Raw genomic sequence first — 21,900 nt, forward strand, 5'->3', positions numbered from 1 at the left:
TGCTGACGCGCCCGAGTGACCTGTGCAACACGGACACGCCACGGCGCGCCGGGCGCTCGGCGTGCGTCCAGCGATACGTTGCCTGTGGCAGCGTCGCCCGGACCGGCGCGCGCCATGACGAGCGGGAGGTCGCATGCGTATCGGGGTCCCACGAGAGCAGGGGCGGCTCGTCGCCGCCACGCCGTCGAGCGTCAGCAGGCTGGTCGCCCTCGGGTACGACGTCGTCGTCGAGGCGGGCGCGGGAGCGGGAGCCAGCCTCGCGGACGCCGGCTACGTCGCGGCGGGGGCCGCCGTCGGCTCGGCCGACGAGGTCTGGGGCGCCGACGTGGTCACGGCCGTGGGGCCGGTGGACCGCGAGCCGCCCGCCGGTTCGTACCTCGTGGCCCAGCTCGCCCCCGCGACGAACCCCGGACGGGTGCAGGCGCTCGCCGCGGGCGGCGTCACCGCCCTGGCGCTCGACGCCGTGCCCCGCATCTCCCGCGCCCAGGCCCTCGACGTGCTCAGCGCCCTCTCCAACGTGGCGGGCTACCGCGGCGTCGTCGAGGCGGCGGCCGAGTACGGCGGCATGTTCGGTGGCCAGGTCACCGCGGCCGGCACCACGAAGCCGGCGACCGTCTTCGTGATCGGCGCGGGCGTGGCCGGCCTGGCCGCGATCGGCGCCGCCGTGAGCCTCGGTGCCCGGGTCCGCGCTTTCGACGTGCGGCCCGAGGTAGCCGAGCAGATCGAGTCCATGGGCGCCACGTTCGTCCGTGCCGACGCCGCCACCCAGCAGGTCAGCGCCGACGGCTACGCCTCCGCCCTCACCTCCGACCAGGAGGCCGCGGCCGCGCGCGTCTACGCGGCGGAGACGGCGTCCGCCGACGTGGTGGTCACCACGGCGCTCGTGCGCGGCGTCGCGCCCCGCACGCTCACCGCCGACATGGTCGCCGGGATGCGGCCGGGCAGCGTGATCGTGGACCTCGCCGCGTCCGGCGGAGGCAACTGCGAGGTCACCGTGCCGGGCGAGCGGGTGGTGACCCCGGGGGGCGTCGTCGTCCTCGGTTACACGGACCTGCCGGCCCGTATGCCCCGGCACACGTCCGAGCTGGTCGCCACGGCGATCGCGAACCTGCTCGCGCTGCTCACGCCCGGCAAGGACGGGCACCTCGCCCTCGACCTCACGGACCCCGTGGTGCGGGGGATGACCGTCGCCCACGCGGGCGAGGTCCTCTGGCCGCCGCCCCCCGTCGCGGTGACGGCGGCGGCGCCGGCCCCGCCTCCGAGCGTTCCGCCCGTCGAGGACATGGACGCTGCTCGACGCCGGTCGCTCACCTCCCGGGTCGCCCTCGCCCTGGGCGTCGTCGCGGCCGGGCTGCTGGTGTCCGTCTCGCCGCCCTCGCTCGCCGGGCACTTCACGGTGCTGGCGCTCGCGGTCGTGGTGGGCTTCTACGTCATCTCGCACGTGAGCCACTCCCTGCACACGCCGCTGATGGCCCAGACCAACGCCGTGTCGGGGATCATCCTCGTGGGTGCGCTGCTGCAGATCGGCTCGTCGAGCTGGGTGGTGACGCTGCTCGCGGTGGTCGCCGCCGCCGTCGCGAGCATCAACATCTTCGGAGGGTTCCTCGTGACGCACCGGATGCTCGGCATGTTCCGTCGCGGAGGTGGGGCATGACCGTCACGTCGGTGGTCCAGGCCGTCTACCTCCTCGCGGCCGTCCTGTTCATCCTGTCCCTCGCCGGGCTCTCCAAGCAGGAGACGGCCCGCCGCGGCGTGCTCCTCGGCATGGGCGGCATGGTGCTGGCGCTCGGGGCCACGGTGGGGCTCGCGCTGGAGCGGTCCGAGCGGCCGGTCGCGGTGACCGCCGCCCTCATCGTGCTGGTGCTCGTGGTCGGCGCGGCGGTGGGGACGTGGCGCGCCCGGACCGTCGAGATGACGCAGATGCCGGAGCTCATCGCGCTCCTCCACTCGTTCGTGGGGCTCGCGGCGGTGCTCGTCGGGTACGGGTCGTTCCTGACGGACGCCGCGGCAGGCGCCACCGACACCGTCCACCTGGTCGAGGTGTTCGTCGGCGTGCTCGTGGGCGCCGTGACGTTCACGGGGTCGGTGGTCGCGTTCCTCAAGCTGTCCGCCCGCATCCGGTCGGCGCCCCTCACGCTGCCGGGCCGCAACTGGCTCAACCTGGGCATGCTCGTGGTGAGCGTCCTGCTCGGCTGGTGGTTCGCGGACGCGGGCACCGGGGGCCTGCTGCCCCTCGTGCTGATGACGGTCGTCGCCCTGGCCCTGGGCTGGCACCTCGTGGCGGCCATCGGCGGCGGCGACATGCCCGTCGTGGTCTCGATGCTCAACTCGTACTCGGGGTGGGCCGCCGCCGCGGCCGGGTTCATGCTCGGCAACGACCTGCTGATCATCACGGGCGCCCTCGTCGGCTCGTCCGGTGCCATCCTGTCGTACCTCATGTGCAAGGCGATGAACCGGTCGTTCGTGAGCGTCATCCTCGGCGGGTTCGGCACGGGCGACGCGACCGGCGGGGGTGACCCGTCCGCCGTCGGGCCGCAGGGGGAGCACCGGGAGACCACCGCGCCCGCGGTGGCGTCCCTGCTCTCCGCGGCGCGCAGCGTGGTGATCGTGCCGGGTTACGGCATGGCTGTGGCGAAGGCCCAGTACCCGGTCGCCGACCTGGCCGCGCGGCTCGGCGACCGCGGCGTCCGCGTCCGCTTCGGCATCCACCCCGTCGCCGGGCGGCTGCCCGGCCACATGAACGTGCTGCTCGCCGAGGCGCGCGTGCCGTACGACGTGGTGGAGGGCATGGACGAGATCAACGGCGACCTGCCGGCCACCGACGTGGTGCTCGTCATCGGCGCCAACGACACGGTGAACCCGGCCGCCCAGGACGACCCGTCGTCGCCCATCGCGGGCATGCCCGTGCTGGAGGTGTGGAAGGCGGCGGACGTGGTGGTGTTCAAGCGCTCCATGGCCACCGGCTACGCGGGCGTGCAGAACCCGCTGTTCTTCCGGGAGAACACGCAGATGCTGTTCGGTGACGCGAAGGAGCAGGTGGAGGCGATCCTCCGGGAGCTGTGAGGGATCCCTCGGGAGCTGGGAGGGGGCTCCCCTTTCCGCGCCGGACGGCCGTAGGGTGAACCCGTGACCAGCGCGAGCACCCCCCTTGACCTACCCGTCGTCGCCGTCGTGGGCGCGGGCGCCATCGGCGGCCTGGTGGCCGCGATGCTCCAGAAGGCGGGGCACGACGTCGTCGTGGTCGCCCGGGAGCGCACCGCCCGCCAGGTCGCCGAGCACGGCCTGGACGTCGAGACGGACGAGTTCGGCACCTGGCACGCGCCCCTCGCGGCGGCGACCGAGGTGCCGCGCGGCGCCCGGGTGGTGGTGGCGGTCAAGGCCGAAGGGGTCGAGGCCGCGGCCGCTCAGCTCGCGGGCACGGACCCCGCCGAGGTGGTCACCCTCCTCAACGGCCTCGAGCACCTGGACGCGCTGCGCGCGGCGCTGCCCGGGCTGGACGTCGTGGGCGCCACGATCGCGGGGGAGACGCTCCGGACCGGAGCGGGCGGCTTCGGGCCGCCGCGGGTGCGGCACCGCGGTCGCCTCCTGCGGGTCGTGGTGCCCGACGACGCGGCCCACCTCTCCCTGGTGCACGCGCTCCGGGACACGCCCATCGAGGTGGCGACCGGCGGCACGCAGGCCGAGGTGCTGTGGAAGAAGCTGCGGTTCCTGGGACCGATGGCGCTGCTCACCACCCTCGCGGAGTCCTCGTTGGGTGCCGCTCTGGACCGCGACCCCGCGCTGACCGACGCGCTGCTCGCCGAGGTCGCGGCGGTGGCCACGGCCGAGGGCGTGCCGACCGGCGGCGACGAGCTGTCCGGGATCCTGCGCGGGTTCCCCGCGAGCATGCGGTCGTCGCTCCAGGCCGACGTCGAGGCCGGGAACCCCGGCGAGCTCGACGCGATCGGCGGCGCGATGCTGCGCCGGGCGCAGGCGCACGGGATCGCGGCCCCCGTGCTGGCCGGGGTGGTGGAGCGGATCGGGTCGCGGGTGGCGGGCTGAGGGCCCGCCTGCGCGACGAGCATCCGGTCGAACGGGTCGCGGTGGTGCGCGGGAGGGCGCCGTGGTGCGCGGCGCGGGCCGGCGATCAGGGCGCCGGGGCCAGCTCCTTGGCGCGCGTCGTGCTCGCCCGCACCACCAGCTCTACCGAGAGCGTCATGCGCGTCACGCTCGTGCCGTCGGACATCAGGCGGAGCAGCAGGTCAGCGGCCGTGCGGCCCGACTCCTCGAACGGCTGCCGCACGGTGGTGAGGTCGAGGGCGGCGGCGAGCGGACCGTCGTCGAACCCCACCAGGGAGACGTCCTCGGGGATGCGCACCCCGGCCGCGCGCAGCTCGCTGCCGGCGCGGGCGGCGAGCTCGTCGTGGGCGGCGAAGACGGCGGTGACCCCCGCGCGTACCGCCGTCAGCAGGGCGGTGCCTCCGCCGACGGCGCCGGTCGCGGCGCCGGTCTCGTTGCCGGTCTCGACCGCGGTCGCGTCGAGCGTGAGCACCTCCGCGTTCTCCGGACCGCCGAGCCCTTCGGCGAGGCCGTCGCGGCGGAGGGCGCTCGCCGAGGCGGCGTCGGGCGACTGCGGGGTGTCGCGCAGGAACGCGACACGGCGGTGCCCCAGTCCCGCGAGGTGCCGGCCGACGAGCCGGCCGCCCTGCTCGTCGTCCATGAGGACCGACGGCGTCCGGTCCTCCTGCGCGTCGAGCAGCACCACGGGCGGGCCCCACTCCGCGAGGGCGCCCCTGCCGCCAGGGGCCAGCGGCACGCCCATCACGAGGATGCCGTCCACGCCGGCGCGGACGGGCAGGGCGTCGAGGAGCGCGGTCCCGGCGGCCGCCGTCTCGACGTCGTAGATCATCACGTCGATCCCGGAGTCCCGGACACGGTCCAGCACCCCGGTCATGCGCCGGGCATAGCTGGTGTGGCTGGTGAACGGGGCGGCCACCGCGATCCCGACCGGGCGGCTGCCGGTGCGAGCCCGCCAGGCGCCGTCGGGGCGGTAGCCCAGGGACCGGGCCACCGCGAGGATCCGCTTGCGGGTGGCGTCCGCGACCCGGTGCGGCTGGTTGATGGCGAGCGAGACGGTCGAGATAGACACGCCGGCTGCTTTGGCCACGGTGTAGACGGTCGCGCGCGGGCGACGTCCGGCGGCGGCGGACAGGCGACCGGCAGACGTCTCCGGATGAGCGGATTGTCGCGGTTCCGGGACCATGTGAGGCAGGCTACTCCTGGCCTGTGCTCGAAGTAGTTCGATGCGGCGGGGCGGGGACGGCGCGCCGCCCCCGCCCCCGCGGCCCGGCCCGCCGGCGGCGGGATCAGGACTCCGCGAGGAGGTCCTTGACCATGGGCGCCACGCGGGTGCCGTAGAGCTCGATCGACCGCATGAGCTGCGAGTGCGGCAGGGTGCCGTTGGAGTACTTGAGGCCGAAGCGGGAGAGGCCGAGGGTCTTCACCGTCGTGGCGATCTTGCGCGCCACCGTCTCGGGTGACCCCACGTAGAGGGCGCCGGCGCGGGACGCCGTCGCCTCGAACTGAGACCGCGTGGTGGGGCCCCACCCGCGCTCGCGGCCGATCCGGTTCATCAGCTGCTCGTAGTGGGGCCAGAGCTGCTCCTTGGCCTCCTCGTCCGTGTCGGCGACGTGGCCAGGGGAGTGGACGGCGACCGGGAGGTCGGGCTTGCCGAGCTTCTCGAGGGCGCGGTGGTAGAGGTCCACGATGGGGCCGAACTGCGCCGACGCCCCGCCGATGATCGCGACCACGAGCGGCAGCCCGTGGCGGGCGGCGCGCACCACCGACTCGGGGCTGCCGCCCACCCCCACCCAGGTGCGGAGCGTGCCCTCGACGCGGGGATAGACGGAGATGCCGTCGATCGACGGGCGCAGCCGGCCCTCCCACGTGACCGGCTCCTGCGGCAGGAGGGCGGCGAAGAGGGCGAGCTTCTCCTCGAAGAGGTCCTCGTAGTCGCGGAGGTCGTAGCCGAACAGCGGGAACGACTCCGTGAACGATCCCCGGCCGAGGACAGCCTCGGCGCGGCCGCCGCTCAGGCCGTCGAGCGTCGCGAACCGCTGGTAGACGCGCACGGGGTCGTCGCTGCTGAGCACGGTGACCGCCGAGCTGAGGTGGATGCGCTCCGTCCTGGCGGCGATCGCCGCGAGCACCACCTCGGGCGCCGACACCGCGAAGTCCTCACGGTGGTGCTCGCCCACCCCGATCACGTCCAGGCCCGCCTGGTCGGCCAGCACGGCCTCGTCGACGAGGTCGCGCAGCACCTGGGCGTGTCCCTTGGGCCTCCCGGCGTCGTCGAACGTCACGTCGCCGAAGGTGTCGATACCGAGCTCTACCGTCATGGTTCCCGTCCTAGGTGGGGCTGATCCGTGGTGTTCTCACGTGCTGGCGACGGTCCAACCATGCCTCACCTGGCGGCATTCCGGAGTGTCTCCCGGGAGTGTCGGTGACCCGTCCTAGGGTGCAGGTATGAACGATGTGCAGCAGACGGTCGAGGACGTGCTGGCTCTCGCGCGCGACCACGCCCGGACGCAGATCCGGACGGGCTTCTGGTCCTACGAGGACGTGCTGGAGAGCACCGTCGAGCTCGCGATGGACGAGGCCGGCGGGGCGGACCTGAGCGTCGCCGAGGGCACGGTGGAGCGCGTGGTCCAGCAGGAGTGGGCGGCCCGCCTCACCGAGCAGGCCGACTGGGAGGACGAAGGCGACTTCGCGCGGCTGGCCGCGGCGTTCGAGGAGCTCGAGCGCAAGGGCGTGGTGGCCCGGATGAACTTCACGTGCTGCCAGACGTGCGGGCACGCCGAGATCCGCGGGGAGGCGCCGGGCTCGGGCGAGACGTCCGGAGGCGAGGCGGCTCCGGGTCCGGGTCCGTGGGCCTACACGTTCTTCCACCAGCAGGACGCGGACGACCTGGCGGGCGTGGGCGCGCGGCTGCACCTGGCGTTCGGGGCGTTCGACGAGGTTGCGGTGGTCGAGAAGGAGGTGGCCGCGGGCCGGGAGGTCGTCGAGACCCTCGCGCGGCACGGGTTCGACGTGGACTGGGACGGCACGAGCCGGCGCCGGCCCGCGGTGGCGATCCGGGAGTGGCGCAAGCGCCTGCCGGTGTGAGTGGGCTGCGTCCGGGGCCTGGAAACGCTTACCGAGATCCTCGGGCGTAGGGCAGGATGGGAGGGTGACGATGACGACACCCGTCCTGCCCGGAGCTGTCGGGCTCAGCGACCTGCGTGTGTACTCCTGGCCCACGGAAGACGGGCTCGCTGGCGGTTCCCCGCACCTGCATCTGGTCTCGACCGAGTGCTACGTGGTGCTCGGCGGGTCGGGCCGTCTGGAGACGCTCACCACCGAGGGCGTCCAGGTGCACCCGCTGGAGCCGGGTCGCGTCGTGTGGTTCCCGCCCGGGACGATCCACCGTGCGATCAACGACGGCGACCTGCACGTGCTGGTCGTCATGTCGAACAGCGGCTTGCCGGAGGCGGGGGACGCCGTCATGACCTTTCCTCCGGACGTGGTGGGGGACCCGGCCACGTACGCCGCTGCCGCCAACGTGCGCGACCCGGACGGGACGCCGTCGGAGGACCTGGCCCGCGCGCGACGCGACCTCGCCGTGAGCGGGTACCTGCGGCTGCGCTCTGCCGTGGAGGCCGGCGATGGTGAGGCGCTGCGGCGGTTCCACGAGGCGGCGGGCGCGCTCGTCTCGGAGAGGCTGCCGCGCTGGCGGGAGCTGCTGGCCGCGGGGCCGGGTGCGCAGGCGGCGCTCAGCGCCACGCACGTGGAGGCGCTGGCGGCCGGGTCGGTCGCACACCTGGCGGGAGCGACGGTCCGCGCGCTCGACGGCCGGCCGAACACGACCCTGGGCATGTGCGGCTACCTCCACCCCTACCTGCCGTAGCCCACCTGCCCCGCCTCCCCGCCCCGCTGTGGGTACACGAATGGTCGCCCTCCAGTGTCGGAGGGCGACCATTCGTGTACCCACGGCGGACGGGGGAGGGCTACTGCGCCGTGACCTGCTCCCTCGAGGTGAGTGCGGCGGCGTCGTCGGCCATGCCGCCCAGGCTCGGCATCATCGATCCGAGCGCGGGGGCCCAGTCGGCGTAGCGGCCGGGGAAGCAGCGCTCGAGGAGGGCCACCATCGCGGACACCGCGGTCGACGCGCCGGGCGAGGCGCCGAGCAGGCCGGCGATGGAGCCGTCCTTCGACGCGATGACCTCGGTGCCGAACTCCAGCACGCCGCCCTTGCCCTTGACCCACTTGATGACCTGGACGCGCTGGCCGGCGGTGATGGTCTCCCAGTCGTCCGGCTGCGCGGTGGGCATGAAGCGCTGGAGCTCGTGGAACTTGGTCTCCGGCTGCGCGACGACCTGGCCCACGAGGTACTGCGTGAGGTCGAGGTTCTTCACGCCGGCGCCGAGCATCGAGAAGACGTTGTGGGCGCGGAGCGACGTGATCAGGCCCAGGTACTTGCCCTTCTTGAGGTACTTGGGGCTGAACCCGGCGTACGGGCCGAACATCAGGTAGCTCTTGCCGTCCACCACGCGGGTGTCGAGGTGCGGCACGGACATCGGCGGGGCGCCGACGTCGGCCTTGCCGTAGACCTTCGCGTGGTGCTGGGCGACGACCTCCGGGACCTCGGTGCGCAGGAACTCGCCGCTGATGGGGAAGCCGCCGTAGCCCCGGATCTCCTTGATGCCCGACGCCTGCAGGAGCGGCAGCGCGCCGCCACCCGCGCCGACGAACACGAAGCGGGCCGTGACGGTCTTGCTGCGAGTCGGGGCGTTCCACGAACGGTCGCGGAGCGTGAGGCGCCAGCGGCCGTCGCGGAGCTTCTTGAGCCCCTTGACCTCGTGCTCGACGTGCAGCTCGGCGCCCTGCTGGACCGTCAGGCCGACGAGCTTGCGGGTGAGCGCGCCGAAGTCGACGTCGGTGCCGCCGGCGGCGCGCGTCGCCGCGACGGGCTCGCCCGGGTCGCGGGCCTCGACCAGGAGGGGTGCCCACTCCCGGATCACGGCCGGGTCGGTGGTGAACTCCAGGTCGTTGAACAGGGGGTGCTCGCGCAGCGTCTCGAAGCGACGGCGGAGGTAGTCCACGTTCTCCTCGCCGCGCACGAACGTCATGTGCGGCGTGACGTTGATGAACTCGGTGCCCTCCATGAGGCCGGCCGTCAGCAGGTGGTTCCAGAACTCGCGCGAGACCTGGAACTGCTCGTTGATCTTGACCGCCTTGCTGATGTCGATCGAACCGTCCGCGCGCTCGGGCGTGTAGTTCAGCTCGCACAGCGCCGCGTGGCCGGTGCCCGCGTTGTTCCACGGGTTCGACGACTCGAGGGCGACGTCGTCCAGGCGCTCGTAGATCCGGATGGTCCAGGTCGGCTCCAGGAGGCTGAGGAGCGCGCCCAGCGTGGCACTCATGATGCCGCCGCCGACGAGCGCGACGTCGACCTCGTCTCCGGTCCGTGAGTAGGAAGTCACGGGCCATAGACTACGACGCTTGTGAAATACTGAACGAAGTCCGTGACTCAGGTCACAGGGTCCAGGCGCGTGACGTCCCTCACGGTGGATTCGGCGGCAGCGGGCCGGTCACGGCCAGGGGAGCAGCTCCGGGAGGGGCACTTCCGCACCGTCGCGGGTGGCCCGCGGGGTGCGCTCGGGCTCCCGCCCGGCCAGCCACGCGACCACGTCCCGGAGGTCGCCCGCGACGACGGTCTCGCCCGCCGCAGCCTGCGACGCTCCCGTTTCCGCGGCGCCGCCGGTCTCCGGTGCTTCCGTCCCCGCAGCGTCGCCAGCGGGCCCCAACGCAGGGTCCGGCGCCACCGTCACGCCCTCCGGAAGCCGCGGGGCGAGCCAGGTGAGCAGGTGGGCGCACAGCTCGTCGTCCCACGAGTCGACGCCGATCCCGACCTGGGCGTCGACCGAATGGATCCGGACCTCACGCCACCACGCGAACAGACAGTCGTGCAGCACGCCGTCCCGGTAGGCCACCGGCGCCGACCACAGCGGCGCGCCGGGGACGGGCCAGCCGACGGCGTGCCGCTCCCGCACGGCCTCCAGCGCCGCGACATGCTGGGCCGGTGTCAGCGTCGAGTCCGCCTCGATCTCGGCGTCGCGGCCCGCCATGCCTCCGTCGTAGTACGCGACGGTCTCGCCACGGGCGGCGTGCTCCGCCTGGCGGGCGTGCGCGCGGCCGTTCCCCGCCACATGGCCCAGGACGTGACCCCGGGTCCAGCCGGGCAGGGCCGACGGCTCGCGCTCGGCGCCCTCGGGCAGTGCGCGCACAGCCTCGATCAGCGCGTCGAGCGCGGCCGCCGTGTCGGTGAGGATGTGCTGCGTGACCTCGGGGTGGATGGTGCTCGGGTCGGTGCTCATGGCCAGAGGAGTCCCTTCTCCCAGTTGTTCCCGTCCGTGCGGTACAGCAGCCGGGTCTGCCCCTTGTCGTCGCTCGCCTGCCAGAACTCCACCTCGGTGGGCGTGAGCGTGTAGGCGGTCCACGTGGGCGCGACCGTTCCAGGGTCGGCCCGGACGGCGTCGAGCGCGCTCGCGAACGCGGCGGCGTACTCGGCCTGCGACGCGAGCGGCTCGCCCTGCCGGTTCACGAGCCCCGCCGCGCGCGACGGGTCCGGCCGGGCGAGGAAGTCGGCCGCGCTCTCCTCCGGAGCTGCCGGCACCGCCGGGCCCGTCACGCGGACCTGACGGCCGAGCTCGCGCCAGAGGAAGGTGAGGGCGGCGTTCGGGTTCTCGGCGAGGTCACGGCCCTTGCGGCTCGTGGCGTGCCCGGCGAACCACCAGCCGTCCGCGGACACGTCCTTGAGCACGACCGTCCGGGCATGCACGCGCCCGGCGGCGTCCGCCGTGGAGAGCGTCATCGCGTGGGGCGCTTGCAGCCCGGCGTCGACGGCCTGGTCGAACCAACGGACGAACAGGTCGTGCGGCGTGGGCGGCGTGTCCTCTGGATCGAGCGCCGGAAGACCCTTGCCGAAGGTGGGCAGCGCGCGGACGCGTTCGCGGAACGTGGTGCTCGACGGTGGTGCGGTACCCGGGTGCATCGGTTCTCCTTGGGGGAGTGGGTGACGGGGTCAGGGCTGGGCGGGGTCGGGGAGGCCGGCCCCGAGCAGCGCGACGAAGCCCCGGATGGCGGAACGCATCGCCTCGGGATCCTGGGTGGCGCGGGACAGGACGTACCCGCCCTGGATGACGGCGACGGCCGCGTGCGCACGGTCGGCGGCGGCCTCCGCCGGCAGGCCGGTCTCGCGGAGGACCGCCGCGACGTCGTCGAGCAGGCCCGTGAAGTAGGTGGCGACCTCGCCGCGCAGCTCGTCGTCCGTCATGACCGCCTCGTCGGCGGTGAGGCGGCCCACCCGGCAGCCGGCGAGAGCCTCCCGCGGCCGCTCCAGGTACGCGATCACGCGGTCCAGCGCCGGCCCGTCGGCGCGCAGCTGAGCACGTGCGCCCTCGAGGACCTGGGCGGCGGTGGCGGTGACCGCGGCGAAGGCGAGGTCGTGCTTGGTGGGGAAGTGGTGATAGAGGCTCCCCTGACCCACACCGCTCGCCGTGAGCACCTCCCGCGGGCTCGTCGCGCCCACGCCCTGTTGTGCGAACAGCTGCTGAGCGGCCTCGACGAGCCGCGACCGGGAGTCGACCATGCCGCCACCATACCTACCTCCAGGTATGGTCGCAAGAAATGATCCCGAGCAGTTCTCCCCACCGGGGTACCGTCGCGGGATGAGCCTCAGCGCAGACCTCCAGGTCCGTCGACTCCTGTATGCCGACCTCGACCAGTCCCGGACCCTCGGCGCGGAGGCGTACGGCTCGTCGGGCCCCGCCCCGCTGCCCCCCGAGGAGGAGTGGGCGGCCTCGCCGGGCCGGTCCTGGGGCGCGTTCGACGGCGACGTGCTCGTCGCGCGGCTGACCGTCTTCGGCATGACCTCCTGGTTCCACGGCGACCAGGTGCCGACCGCCGGGGTGGCAGGCGTCGCCGTCGCGCCCGAGCGCCGCGGCGAGGGACTGCTGCGGCCGCTGATGGACGCCGCGCTGGCAGAGGCACGCGGTCTCGGCGAGGCGGTCTCGACCCTGTTCCCCACGGCGCCGGGGATCTACCGCAGCTGGGGCTACGAGATCGTGGGCTCGTTCGACGCGGTCGAGATCGCGTCGCCGGCCCTCCAGCGGGTCGCGGCGGCGCCCGGCGTCGAGCTGCGTCGCGCCACGCCGTCGGACCTCCCGGTCCTCGCCGAGGTGCACGCCCGGTGGGCGTCGGCGCAGAACGGGCCGCTCGCCCGGGCGGAAGCCCCCTTCAGCACCGACCAGGGGTGGCTGGAGGACTACACGGGCGTGACGGTCGCCGTGGAGGACGGCGTGATCACCGGGTTCACCACCTGGGACCGCGGGCAGGGCTACGACCCCCGCAGCGCCGTCATCCAGGCCGACGACCTCGTCGCCCTCACCGGTGGTGCCGCCCGAGCGCTCTGGCGGTTCCTCGGGGCGTCGTCGTCCGTGGTGGGGAGGGTGCGCGTGGCGACGTCGGGCCTGGACCCCGCCTGGCACGTGCTGCCCGACCTCACCACGACGGTCGTCCGCACCCGCCCCTACATGCTGAGCGTGCTCGACGTGGCAGGCGCGCTCAGTGGCCTGCGGCTCGCGCCGCTCACGGCGCGGCTGCCGTTCGCGGTCCGGGGTGCGAGCCTGGACGGCGCCTACGTGCTCGAGGTGGCCGACGGCGTCACGGTCGCCTCTCCCGACCCGTCACCGGGGGGCGGGGTCGCGCCGGGCAACGAGGGCGCTGGCGGCGGACACGGCCGCCCCGTGTTCTCCGCGCGCGGCCTGGCGCAGCTGTACGCGGGCGCTCAGTCGGCCGCGAACCTGCGCCTCGCGGGCGAGCTCACCGGCCCGGCGGACGACGACGCGACGTGGTCAGCCCTTTTCGGCGGACGGCAGGTACACGTCCGCGACTACTTCTGACCTGTCCCGCGCGCCCGGCGCCGAACCGACGACAAACTGCCGAAGTGATGTGCGCGCCCGGCGCCGAACCGACGACGAACTGCCGAACCAATGTGCGCGCCTCCGACAGACCGGCGACGCGGGCGCCGAGCCGCCGGCGCAACAGCCGCTCAGGAGGGCTCCGCCGGGGCGGCCGGCCCGCCCGGGCCCGCCGGGACGCCGTCGGCCGCGGTGTCCTCCTCGACGAGGTCGAGCTGGAAGCGGGCGACGTCGCGCCAGCCGCCCAGCTTCCAACCGATCCGCTCGAAGGTGCCCACGCGGCGGAAGCCGAGCGACTCGTGGAGGCGCTCGCTCGCCTCGTTGGGCAGGGCCACGCCGGTGACGATGCGCCGGTAGCCGCGGCGGCGCAGCCGGGCGAAGAGGGCCTCGTACAGCCGGCGCCCCGCGCCCCGCCCCCGCGCGTCGGGCGCGAGGTACACGCTCGTCTCCACCGACCAGCGGTACGCCGCCCGGGCGGCGTACGGGGTGGCGTAGGCGTAGCCCACGACCCGCCCGTCGAGCTCAGCGACGAGCCAGGCGTGCCGCTGCTGGTACGTCTGGATGCGGTGCGCCATCTCGTCGGCGTCCGGCGGCTCGGCCTCGAAGCTCACCCACGTGTCGCGGACGAACGGCGCGTAGATGGCGGCGCACGCACCGGCGTCGTCGACCGTGGCGTCCCGGATGGTCAGCGAGATCGCCGCCCCCGGACGGGGTCCGTCCGCATCCTCGCGGGGAGCGTGTGTCAGGTCCATGTGCGGCATCCTGCCCGAACGGTGTGACGGGGCATAGCGTGACCGGGTGACAACCTCAGCGGCACCGGAACCAGCAACCCCTCTCCAGCGCCGCGTGCTCGTGGTCGCGATCCTGGCGTCGTTCGTGTCGTTCCTCGACGGCACGGTCGTCAACGTGGCCCTGCCCGCCATCGCGGCGGAGCTGGGCGGCCCCGGCGCAGGCGGCCTGGCGCTCCAGCAGTGGGTCGTGGACGCGTACCTCGTCACGCTCGGCGCGCTCATCCTCGTGGCGGGCTCGTTCTCCGACGTCCACGGGCGGCGCCGGGTGCTCGTGGTCGGCCTGGCGGGGTTCGCCGCGGCGTCCGTGCTCTGCGCCGTTGCGCCCACGGGACCCGTGCTCGTCGTGGCGCGGGCCCTGCAGGGCGTGGCCGGTGCGCTGCTGGTGCCGAGCTCGCTTGCCCTCATCATCTCGGCGTACAGCGGGGCGGCGCAGGGCCGTGCCATCGGCCGCTGGACCGCCTGGACCGGCACGGCGATGATCGTGGGCCCGCTCGTCGGCGGGCTGTTCGTCGACACGCTCTCGTGGCGCTGGGTCTTCTGGATCACCTGCCCGTGGTGGCGCTGACGCTGTGGCTGGTGCGCGGGGTCCCGGAGTCCTCCGGCGACGCCCGCCGCCGCATCGACGTCCGGGGCGCCACCCTGGTCGCGCTCGGTCTGGCCGCGACCGTGTACGCCCTGATCGAGGGCGGCCGTCTCGGCTGGGGCGCCGCCGCGGTGTGGGGTCCGCTCGCCGCGGGCGTCGTCCTGCTCGTGGTGTTCTTCGCGTGGGAGCGCCGCGCCGAGGACCCCATGCTGCCGCTGCGCCTGTTCTCCTCCCGCAACTTCGCCTGGGGCAACCTGGCCACGGCGGCCGTGTACGGCGCCCTCGGCCTGGGCGGGTTCGTGGTGACGCTGTTCCTGCAGCAGGTCGCCGGCTACAGCGCGACGTGGGCCGGGCTCGCCCAGCTGCCCACGACCTTCGCCATGCTCGCGCTGTCCACCCGGTTCGGCACGCTCGCCGGCCACCACGGCCCGCGGCTCTTCATGACCGCCGGGCCCATCCTCGCGGGGGTGGGCTACCTGCTCCTCCTCACCACCGACGAGACCGCCTGGTACCCCACGCAGGTGCTGCCCGGGCTCCTGCTGTTCGGCCTCGGCCTCGCGGTGACCGTGGCTCCGCTCACCTCGGCGATCCTCGGCGCCGTCCCCGCCGACGACGCGGGCATCGCGTCGGCCGTCAACAACGCCGTCGCGCGCGTGGCCGGGCTCGTCGTGGTCGCCTTCGCCGGCGTGATCCTCGGCGGTGCGCTCGACGTCGGCTCGTTCCACCGCGGTCTGGTCGTCACGGGCGGGCTGCTCGTGCTCGGCGGCCTGATCAGCTGGGTGGGGATCCGGAACCCGCGGCCCGCCTGATCTCGTCGAGGAGCGCCTCGGACCGGTCGAGGTCCTCCTGGAACCGCTCGCCGTCGGCGGCGGCCAGCTCCTGGCGGATCGCCACCGACTCGGCCACCTGGTCGAGCGCCTCGGCGCGCTGCCCCAGGCTGCTCAGCACGCTCGCGAGGGTGGCGAGCGACCGGGCCAGGTCGGGCCGGTACCGGTCGGGGTGGCGTGCGGCGAGGTCGCGGTACAGCGAGACGGCCTCGTCCACCGGGCCGACGGCGTCCTCCGGGCGCCCGAGGTCCGTGAACGTGGCGCCCAGGTTGGCGAGGGCGTGCGCGAGGTCGGGGAGGAACCGCGTGCGGTCCTGGTCGACGAGCGGCCGCAGCGTCGCGACCGCCTCGCGCGTCGGGGCCACTGCGGCCTCCAGCCGGCCCAGGTCGGAGTACCGCACGCCGAGGTTCGACAGGGAGCGGGCCAGCTGCTGCGTGTACCGGTCCGGCGTCGTCGCGGCGAGCGTGCGGCGCAGGCCCACAGCCTCCCGCTCGAGGGCGAGGGCGTCGTCGAACATCCCGAGGCGCGAGTACGTGACCCCGAGGTTCGACAGGGCCGTCGCGAGCATCTCCTCGTACCGCACGGGGGAGTCGGCAGCGAGCCCTCGCCGGATCGCCAGCGCCTCGCGCCCCAGCTCGGCGGCGTCCCAGAGCCTGCCCTGCTCCGACCGCACGGCCGCCAGGCCGGACAGGGACCAGGCGAGCTCCCACCGGAACTGGGGGTCGTCCTCGGCGAGCCGGCGGCGGATCGCCAGGGCCTCCTCCGCGGTGCGGACCGCCTCGTCCAGGTTCCCGAGCGCCGTGCACACGTGGCTCACGTTGGAGAGCGCCCGCGCCAGCGAGCTCTCGTGCAGGTCGGGCCGCTGTCGCGAGAGCCGCCGGAGGATCCGCACCGCCTCCCGCGTCGCGGTCAGCGCCTCCTCGGGCCGCCCGCTCTCGACCAGCATCATCTGGTTGGCGAGCACCCCGCCCAGCTCGGCCTCGAACCCCACAGGGTCGCGGTGCGCGAGCCGCCGCAGCACCTTCACGGCCTCACGCTGGTACTTCTCGGCCTGCTCGACGTGACCCAGGTACAGGTACGAGACCGACGTCGCGCGCAGGGCGTTCGCCAGCACGGGCTCGGTCCACACGGCGTCCTCCCGTGGCGCCGCCCGACAGAGGGCGAGGGCCTCGAGCTCGGCGGCGAGCGCGTCGTCGGGCGAGCCGGTGGTGCGCTGGACCACCCCGACGTGCGCCAGCGCCGACGCCAGGCCTTCCCGGTGGCGCCCGGGCGCCCGGCTGAACAGCTCCCGCTGCAGGTGCACCGCCTCCAGGCTGGGCCCGAGCGCCTCGCGGGGGTGCGCGGTGTGCAGGGCTCGCCCCAGGCTCTCGAGGGCCTCCGCCCGCTGCGCCAGGCGCGACGCAGGCAGCGCGGCGGCCTGCCGTCTCGCCAGCTCGGCCACGATGGGCGCCAGCCCAGGGCCGGGCTGCCACGGGAGCAGGGTGCGGATCGTGCCGAGCAGCTCGGGGTCGTCCGGCAACCCGGTCACCACGCGGCGCAGGAGCTGGGTGGGCAGCGTCGCCGCCTCGGCGACCCCCGGGCTGTCGATGTCCAGCCGGCAGGCGAAGGCGGCCACCTGGAACGCCGCCGCGGGGTTCAGGCCGCGGGTGCCCGCCTCCCGCAGCGCCGGCGACGCGCTCAGCCGCCGTGCGACGTGCAGCTCCGCGAGGCGGCCGGGCACGGCGGCCGCGTTGCCCGCCGGGTGAGGTCCGAGACGCTGTCCCATCAGCCAGGCGGACGCGACGGCGTCGTCCAGGTCGGCCAGGCTCGTGGCCGGCGGGGCGGCCGCGGCCCAGCGTGCCCGCTCCAGGTCGAGCAGGTCGGCGAGGCCGCTCGCCGGCTCCACCCGGGCCGAGGGCGTGCCGTCGCGAGCCCGCAGCACGGACACGAGCGCCGCTGCGTGCAGCTCGAGCTGCCGGACCGGCCCGGTCGTCGCTGCCACGGCCGGTGCGGGCACCGCGACCCCGAGGTACCGTCCGAACGCCTCGACGGCCGTGGCGACCGTCTCGGCGGGGGGCATCGTCGTCGCCGCGTTCAGGTGCGTGTGGCTGGTCACCACGGGGTGCTCGGACCAGAGGTCGCTCAGCCAGTGGAGCCGCTGCCACCATGTGCGGCCTGTGCGGGCCAGCAGCAGGACGCGCAGCCGGTTGCGCGCGGCCACCCCGGTGGCGTCCAGGAGGGCGGCGACGCCGGGACGGATCGCCGCCTCGTCGACGACGACGAGGACGGGGCCGCTGTGGAACCTCGACGGGCGGCAGACGTCCGCCACCGACTCGGGGGAGTCGTCCGGGCCTACCCACAGGCACCGCCACCGGGCCCGGACGAGCCGTGCGGTCAGCTCGACGGCGAGCCGCGTCTTGCCCACCCCGCCCTGGCCCGTGAGGAGCCGCACCTGCGCGGGGGCGCGGTCGCGGGACCAGGCCAGGAGGTCGGCCAGCTCGGCGTCCCGGCCGCCGAACGGCACCACCCGGGCGACGGGGTCGAGGAGGCCGAGGGGTCCCGGAGCCACCGCGACGGTGGCGCGGGTGTCGTCGTCCGGCTGTGCGCTCGGTTGTCCTCGGCTCACGGGGACCTAGTGTCCCGTCTCACCACCCGCAGGGCCATAGCCTGGGCCGATCTATCGGTACGGATGTTTCGAAAATGCCTGGGCGCCCGCCGACGCGGCGTGGGACGGTCGGGCCATGGTTGCCTTCATCTCCCACGTCACGGTCGACTGCCGTGACGCCTACGCGCTCTCCGAGTGGTGGAAGCCGGTCCTCGGCTACGCCGACGTGCCCGGCGACCCCAACGAGCCAGGTCACGAGGAGTGCATGATCGTGGACCCCTCCGGCGACGGGCCCGACGTCCTCTTCATCGAGGTGCCCGAGCCCAAGAGCGTCAAGAACCGCCTGCACCTCGACCTCCGCCCGCGCGACCTGCCGCAGGAGTCCGAGCTCGCCACCCTCGTGGCGCACGGCGCGACCGTGGTGGCCGACCGCCGCGGGATCTACGGCCCGGGAAGCGGCTGGGTCGTCCTCGCCGACCCCGAGGGCAACGAGTTCTGCCTCCTCAAGTCGCCCGCCGAGCGTGCGGCGTACGCGGCGGAGCAGGGCAGCGACGCGTGAGCCTGGAGATCCGGGCCGAGACGCCCGCGGACTTCCCCGCCGTGCGCGACCTGCTCGTGGCCGCCTTCGGCGAGTCCCGCGTGGCCGACGGCGTCGAGCGCATCCGTGAGTCATGGGTCTACCGCCCGGCCACGTCGCTCGTCGCGGTGTCCGACGACGTCGTGGCCGGCTTCGTCATGATCACCGGCTGCTCCGTGGTCGGAGAGAGCGGCGAGCGGACCGCCGCCATGCTGACCCCGCTCGGCGTGCTGCCCGCGCGGCAGCGGCAGGGCATCGGTGCGGCCCTGGTGCGGGAGGCGCTCGCAGGCGCCGACGCGGCGGGCGAGCCGTTCGTGGTGCTCGAGGGGAGCCCCGCCTACTACGGGCGGTTCGGGTTCGAGACCGCGCGCGACCACGGCCTGCTGATCCACCTGCCCGAGTGGGCGCCGCCCGAGGCTGCCCAGGTGCGGCTGCTCCAGGCGTACGACCCGGCGGACCCGACCCTGCGCGGCACCATCGTCTATCCGCCGGTGTACGGGTGACGCTGCTGCGGGCTGGGGTCGTGATCATCGTGAGACTCGCGATAGTTGACGGCGCGCCAGGGCCCCCCTAGTTTATCGCTAAATCCCGCACGGGATAAGGATGCGACGCACCGCTCGCGTCCGTGTGCACGGTTCCGGTCATGGACGACAGGAGCTGTCCGCAAGGGAGGAACCTTGATGCGTTTCGCGCGACCGAAGTTGTCAGCTCTTGTCTTGGCTGCCGTGGTGTCAGTGGGACTTGGTGGATGCACCCCTGGGGACGAGGAGGTCCCTCCGGGTGAGGTCGTCATCCCCGAGGGTGATCTCGCCGACCAGTCGGGAACGCTGACCCCCAGCAACCCGACGGAGCTCTCCGTCTGGATCACGGCTGCCGCGCAGGCGCCTGCTCCCGACAACAAGATCACCAAGCTGATCGAGGAGCAGCTCGGTGTCACCCTGAAGTACGAGATCGTCACCCCGGACAACGTCGACCAGAAGATCGGCGTCATGCTCGCGGGCGGCGAGTTCCCCGACCTTGTCGGCACCAGCGACCTGGAGATGCGCCTCCTGGAGGGCGGCGCTCTCCTGCCCCTCGACGACATGCTGGCCACGGGGGACTACCCCAACCTCGCCACGCACGTGGAGGAGGACATCAAGAAGATGAGCTACTCGGGCACGGAGGTGGACCCGGGCCTGTACATCATCCCGAACTACAACCGCTTCTACGGCGACATCACGGGCGGCACGTACTACGGCCCTGCCTTCTGGATCCAGAAGCGCGTGCTCGCGGACGCCGGCTACCCGGAGCTCGAGAACATGACCCTCGAGCGCTACTTCGAGCTCATCGAGAACTTCCAGGCCAAGAACCCCGAGACGAACGGCGCTCCGACCGTCGGCTTCGAGCTGCTGGCGTCCGAGGGCCGCGAGTGGGGCATGACCAACCCGCCGGCGCTCCTGGCAGGTTCCCCGAACAACGGTGGCGTCATCGTCGACGAGAACAACACCGCGGAGATCTACGCCGACAAGGACATCGCGAAGGACTTCTACAAGGTCCTCAACGAGCAGTACGACAAGGGTCTCGTCGACCGTGAGTCCTTCACCCTGACGTTCGACCAGTACACCGCGAAGCTGGCGACCGGCACTGTGCTCGGCATGCACGACCAGGGCTGGAACTTCCAGACCGCCACCCAGTCGCTGCAGAGCGCCGGCATGGACGAGTACACCTACGTGCCCCTCATGCCGACGTACGAGGGCGTGAAGCCCTGGTACGCCGACCGGGACGTCATGAACACCAACCAGGGGTTCGGCGTCTCCACCTCCAGCGAGCAGCCGGAGAAGGCGCTGAAGTTCCTCGACCTGATGCTCAGCGAGCCGTGGCAGAAGGTGCTCTCCTGGGGCATCGAGGGCGAGGACTACCAGGTCGGCGACGACGGCGTCTTCTTCCGTACGGACGAGCAGCGGGCGAACGCCCGCGACACCACCTGGCGTGCCTCCAACCGCCTCGAGGCGCTGCTCGAGATGCTGCCCAAGCACCAGGGCCAGTTCTCCGACGGCAACGCCTACGGTCCCGACGACCAGCCGGCGGAGTTCTTCGCGACGCTGACCGACTACGACAAGGGCTTCATGGAGAAGTACGGCAAGAAGACCTGGCGCGAGTTCGTGAACGAGCCGCCGGAGAACCCCGCGTACTACCCGGCGTGGAACATCACGCTCTCCGACGACGCCAACGAGGTCAACCAGCAGCTGACCGACGCGAACGTGCAGCACCTGCCGAAGATCATCGCGGGTGAGCCGTCCGAGTTCGAGGCGAACTGGAAGGCCTACCTCGACGCCATCGACAAGGTCGACGTCGCGGTGTACGAGGAGGCGATCAACGCCGGCATCAAGGACCGTCTGGCCAACTGGTAACAGTCAGTCCGAGAACGCGTCGTGCTGGGGGCGTGCCCCCACCACGACGCGTTCTCGATCACCACCCACTGCTCCTGACAACGAGGTTGGACAGATGACGGACGCCCCGGTCACAACGCTTGTGGCCGCCACCGGGCTCGACCCGGACCCGGAGCCCGCGAACGGCTCCCGCTCCGCGAAGCGCAAGGCGCGGAAGAAAGCAGCGAACGAACCCCGGCGCAAGATCACCTGGGACAGGATCTGGGCGCAGCGAGTCCTGCTCGCGATGGCCGTCCCGCTGCTGCTGTACCAGATCCTGTTCAAGTACGTCCCGGTCTACGGCTGGGCGATCGCCTTCCAGGACTACAAGCCGGGCCGCGGCGGCATCTGGGAGCAGGAGTGGGTCGGCCTCGAGAACTTCGTGGACCTCTTCACCGGTGTCAACGGGGAACGGTTCGCCCGGGTCGTGGTCAACACGATCGGGCAGTCGGTCCTGACGCTGGTCGTCGGGACCCTCGGGGCCATCGTCCTGGCGCTGCTGCTGAACGAGGTCAAGAGCCTGCCGTTCAAGCGGGTCATGCAGAACATCACCTACATGCCCCACTTCCTCAGCTGGGTGATCGTGGCGAGCCTGGCGTCGGTGGCGCTGTCGCTGCCGTCGTCCGGCGGGTTCATCAACCAGGCCCTGCTGAGCCTGAACCTCGTCGACGAGCCGATCCTGTTCCTCACCGAGCCGAACTACTTCTGGGGGATCGTCGCCGGGACGAACCTGTGGAAGGAGCTGGGCTGGAACACGATCCTCTACCTGGCCGCGATCACCGCCATCGACCCCACCCTGTACGAGGCCGCCGAGGTCGACGGAGCCGGCCGCTATCGCAAGATGTTCAGCATCACGCTCCCCGGGATCATGCCCACGATCGTCGTGCTGCTCATCATCAACAGCGGCTGGATCCTGTCCACCAACTTCGAGCTGCCGTACTTCCTCGGCAACGGCCTGGTCTCCGAGACGGCCGAGACCATCGACGTCTTCGTGCTGCGGTACGGCTACGAGCTCGGCAACTACAGCCTCGCCGTCGTCGCGGGCATCTTCAAGACCGTCGTCGCCATCATCCTGGTGGGCTCGGCGAACCTGGCGGCCAAGCGCCTCAACCAAGAGACCCTGGTCTAGGAG

Annotated in this window: 18 protein-coding genes and 1 pseudogene; 11 read left to right on the forward strand and 8 right to left on the reverse strand. The window is 73.1% G+C overall.

Annotated features, from left to right (window positions below):
• Positions 1-133: 133 nt before the first annotated feature.
• The 3 genes from AC060K_RS01995 to AC060K_RS02005 all read left to right on the forward strand — a co-directional run bounded on the left by AC060K_RS01995 (position 134) and on the right by AC060K_RS02005 (position 4,041).
• A complete protein-coding gene (locus tag AC060K_RS01995; RefSeq protein ID WP_483763775.1) occupies positions 134-1,654 on the forward strand; it encodes a Re/Si-specific NAD(P)(+) transhydrogenase subunit alpha in 1,521 nt (506 codons plus the stop codon).
• Positions 1,651-3,063, forward strand: a complete 1,413-nt coding sequence (pntB, locus tag AC060K_RS02000; RefSeq protein WP_483763776.1) for a Re/Si-specific NAD(P)(+) transhydrogenase subunit beta — start codon at positions 1,651-1,653, stop codon at positions 3,061-3,063. The genes AC060K_RS01995 and pntB overlap by 4 nt, the downstream gene beginning before the upstream one ends.
• A 63-nt stretch (positions 3,064-3,126) precedes the next feature.
• Positions 3,127-4,041 (forward strand): ketopantoate reductase family protein, encoded by a 915-nt coding sequence (locus tag AC060K_RS02005; RefSeq protein WP_483763777.1) that lies wholly within the window; start codon positions 3,127-3,129, stop codon positions 4,039-4,041.
• An 85-nt stretch (positions 4,042-4,126) separates the two neighbouring features.
• On the opposite strand, the gene AC060K_RS02010 is transcribed toward AC060K_RS02005, so the two are convergent.
• Together AC060K_RS02010 and AC060K_RS02015 are read right to left on the reverse strand one after the other, a co-directional pair.
• Positions 4,127-5,242, reverse strand: a complete 1,116-nt coding sequence (locus tag AC060K_RS02010; RefSeq protein WP_483763778.1) for a LacI family DNA-binding transcriptional regulator — start codon at positions 5,240-5,242, stop codon at positions 4,127-4,129.
• Between the two features lie 103 nt (positions 5,243-5,345).
• On the reverse strand, positions 5,346-6,377 hold the full coding sequence (locus tag AC060K_RS02015) for an LLM class flavin-dependent oxidoreductase (RefSeq protein WP_483763779.1): 1,032 nt from the start codon (positions 6,375-6,377) through the stop codon (positions 5,346-5,348).
• Between the two features lie 127 nt (positions 6,378-6,504).
• On the opposite strand from AC060K_RS02015, the gene AC060K_RS02020 reads away from it, so the two are divergent.
• Both AC060K_RS02020 and AC060K_RS02025 read left to right on the forward strand, forming a co-directional pair.
• A complete protein-coding gene (locus AC060K_RS02020) occupies positions 6,505-7,143 on the forward strand; it encodes a DUF6891 domain-containing protein (RefSeq protein WP_483763780.1) in 639 nt (212 codons plus the stop codon).
• Between the two features lie 70 nt (positions 7,144-7,213).
• Positions 7,214-7,924 (forward strand): cupin domain-containing protein, encoded by a 711-nt coding sequence (locus AC060K_RS02025; protein ID WP_483764042.1) that lies wholly within the window; start codon positions 7,214-7,216, stop codon positions 7,922-7,924.
• 100 nt (positions 7,925-8,024) lie between these two features.
• Here AC060K_RS02025 and mqo read toward each other — a convergent pair whose 3' ends face one another.
• The 4 genes from mqo to AC060K_RS02045 all read right to left on the reverse strand — a co-directional run bounded on the left by mqo (position 8,025) and on the right by AC060K_RS02045 (position 11,668).
• A complete protein-coding gene (gene mqo, locus AC060K_RS02030) occupies positions 8,025-9,440 on the reverse strand; it encodes a malate dehydrogenase (quinone) (RefSeq protein WP_483764043.1) in 1,416 nt (471 codons plus the stop codon).
• Between the two features lie 168 nt (positions 9,441-9,608).
• A complete protein-coding gene (locus AC060K_RS02035) occupies positions 9,609-10,394 on the reverse strand; it encodes a maleylpyruvate isomerase family mycothiol-dependent enzyme (protein WP_483763781.1) in 786 nt (261 codons plus the stop codon).
• Positions 10,391-11,071 (reverse strand): pyridoxine/pyridoxamine 5'-phosphate oxidase, encoded by a 681-nt coding sequence (locus tag AC060K_RS02040; protein WP_483763782.1) that lies wholly within the window; start codon positions 11,069-11,071, stop codon positions 10,391-10,393. Before AC060K_RS02040 ends, AC060K_RS02035 begins: the two co-directional genes overlap by 4 nt.
• Before the next feature lie 30 nt (positions 11,072-11,101).
• Positions 11,102-11,668: a TetR/AcrR family transcriptional regulator gene (locus AC060K_RS02045; protein ID WP_483763783.1), complete on the reverse strand. Its 567-nt coding sequence runs from the start codon at positions 11,666-11,668 to the stop codon at positions 11,102-11,104.
• Between the two features lie 79 nt (positions 11,669-11,747).
• On the opposite strand from AC060K_RS02045, the gene AC060K_RS02050 reads away from it, so the two are divergent.
• A complete protein-coding gene (locus tag AC060K_RS02050; protein ID WP_483763784.1) occupies positions 11,748-12,980 on the forward strand; it encodes a GNAT family N-acetyltransferase in 1,233 nt (410 codons plus the stop codon).
• 149 nt (positions 12,981-13,129) lie between these two features.
• Here the strand turns inward: AC060K_RS02050 and AC060K_RS02055 are convergent, their stop codons facing one another.
• Positions 13,130-13,750, reverse strand: coding sequence for an N-acetyltransferase family protein (locus AC060K_RS02055; protein ID WP_483763785.1), 621 nt, complete (start codon positions 13,748-13,750; stop codon positions 13,130-13,132).
• 46 nt (positions 13,751-13,796) lie between these two features.
• Here AC060K_RS02055 and AC060K_RS02060 point away from each other — a divergent pair.
• Positions 13,797-15,181, forward strand: a pseudogene (locus AC060K_RS02060) (MFS transporter).
• Here AC060K_RS02060 and AC060K_RS02065 read toward each other — a convergent pair.
• Positions 15,144-17,804, reverse strand: a complete 2,661-nt coding sequence (locus AC060K_RS02065; RefSeq protein ID WP_483763786.1) for a tetratricopeptide repeat protein — start codon at positions 17,802-17,804, stop codon at positions 15,144-15,146. The pseudogene AC060K_RS02060 and the gene AC060K_RS02065 sit on opposite strands and share 38 nt — an antisense overlap.
• A gap of 115 nt (positions 17,805-17,919) precedes the next feature.
• Between AC060K_RS02065 and AC060K_RS02070 the strand changes: the two genes are divergently transcribed.
• From AC060K_RS02070 to AC060K_RS02085, 4 genes are all read left to right on the forward strand, one after another.
• Positions 17,920-18,342 (forward strand): VOC family protein, encoded by a 423-nt coding sequence (locus AC060K_RS02070; RefSeq protein ID WP_483763787.1) that lies wholly within the window; start codon positions 17,920-17,922, stop codon positions 18,340-18,342.
• On the forward strand, positions 18,339-18,863 hold the full coding sequence (locus tag AC060K_RS02075) for a GNAT family N-acetyltransferase (RefSeq protein ID WP_483763788.1): 525 nt from the start codon (positions 18,339-18,341) through the stop codon (positions 18,861-18,863). Before AC060K_RS02070 ends, AC060K_RS02075 begins: the two co-directional genes overlap by 4 nt.
• Before the next feature lie 225 nt (positions 18,864-19,088).
• Entirely contained in the window at positions 19,089-20,750 is a 1,662-nt protein-coding gene (locus tag AC060K_RS02080) for an extracellular solute-binding protein (RefSeq protein ID WP_483763789.1), read from the forward strand.
• Positions 20,751-20,844: 94 nt separating this feature from the next.
• Entirely contained in the window at positions 20,845-21,897 is a 1,053-nt protein-coding gene (locus AC060K_RS02085; protein WP_483763790.1) for an ABC transporter permease, read from the forward strand.
• Positions 21,898-21,900 lie beyond the last annotated feature (3 nt).

This window comes from Antribacter sp. NEAU-D49 (genome assembly GCF_057158775.1).

Excerpts from the sequence above, each read along its gene's own strand:
- AC060K_RS02050 (WP_483763784.1), top strand. The coding sequence starts at position 11,748 with ATGAGCCTCAGCGCAGACCTCCAGGTCCGTCGACTCCTGTATGCCGAC.
- mqo (WP_483764043.1), bottom strand. The coding sequence starts at position 9,440 with ATGAGTGCCACGCTGGGCGCGCTCCTCAGCCTCCTGGAGCCGACCTGG.
- AC060K_RS02055 (WP_483763785.1), bottom strand. The coding sequence starts at position 13,750 with ATGGACCTGACACACGCTCCCCGCGAGGATGCGGACGGACCCCGTCCG.
- AC060K_RS02015 (WP_483763779.1), bottom strand. The coding sequence starts at position 6,377 with ATGACGGTAGAGCTCGGTATCGACACCTTCGGCGACGTGACGTTCGAC.
- AC060K_RS02010 (WP_483763778.1), bottom strand. The coding sequence starts at position 5,242 with ATGGTCCCGGAACCGCGACAATCCGCTCATCCGGAGACGTCTGCCGGT.
- AC060K_RS02035 (WP_483763781.1), bottom strand. The coding sequence starts at position 10,394 with ATGAGCACCGACCCGAGCACCATCCACCCCGAGGTCACGCAGCACATC.
- AC060K_RS02085 (WP_483763790.1), top strand. The coding sequence starts at position 20,845 with ATGACGGACGCCCCGGTCACAACGCTTGTGGCCGCCACCGGGCTCGAC.
- AC060K_RS01995 (WP_483763775.1), top strand. The coding sequence starts at position 134 with ATGCGTATCGGGGTCCCACGAGAGCAGGGGCGGCTCGTCGCCGCCACG.
- AC060K_RS02020 (WP_483763780.1), top strand. The coding sequence starts at position 6,505 with ATGAACGATGTGCAGCAGACGGTCGAGGACGTGCTGGCTCTCGCGCGC.
- AC060K_RS02025 (WP_483764042.1), top strand. The coding sequence starts at position 7,214 with ATGACGACACCCGTCCTGCCCGGAGCTGTCGGGCTCAGCGACCTGCGT.
- pntB (WP_483763776.1), top strand. The coding sequence starts at position 1,651 with ATGACCGTCACGTCGGTGGTCCAGGCCGTCTACCTCCTCGCGGCCGTC.
- AC060K_RS02045 (WP_483763783.1), bottom strand. The coding sequence starts at position 11,668 with ATGGTCGACTCCCGGTCGCGGCTCGTCGAGGCCGCTCAGCAGCTGTTC.
- AC060K_RS02070 (WP_483763787.1), top strand. The coding sequence starts at position 17,920 with ATGGTTGCCTTCATCTCCCACGTCACGGTCGACTGCCGTGACGCCTAC.
- AC060K_RS02040 (WP_483763782.1), bottom strand. The coding sequence starts at position 11,071 with ATGCACCCGGGTACCGCACCACCGTCGAGCACCACGTTCCGCGAACGC.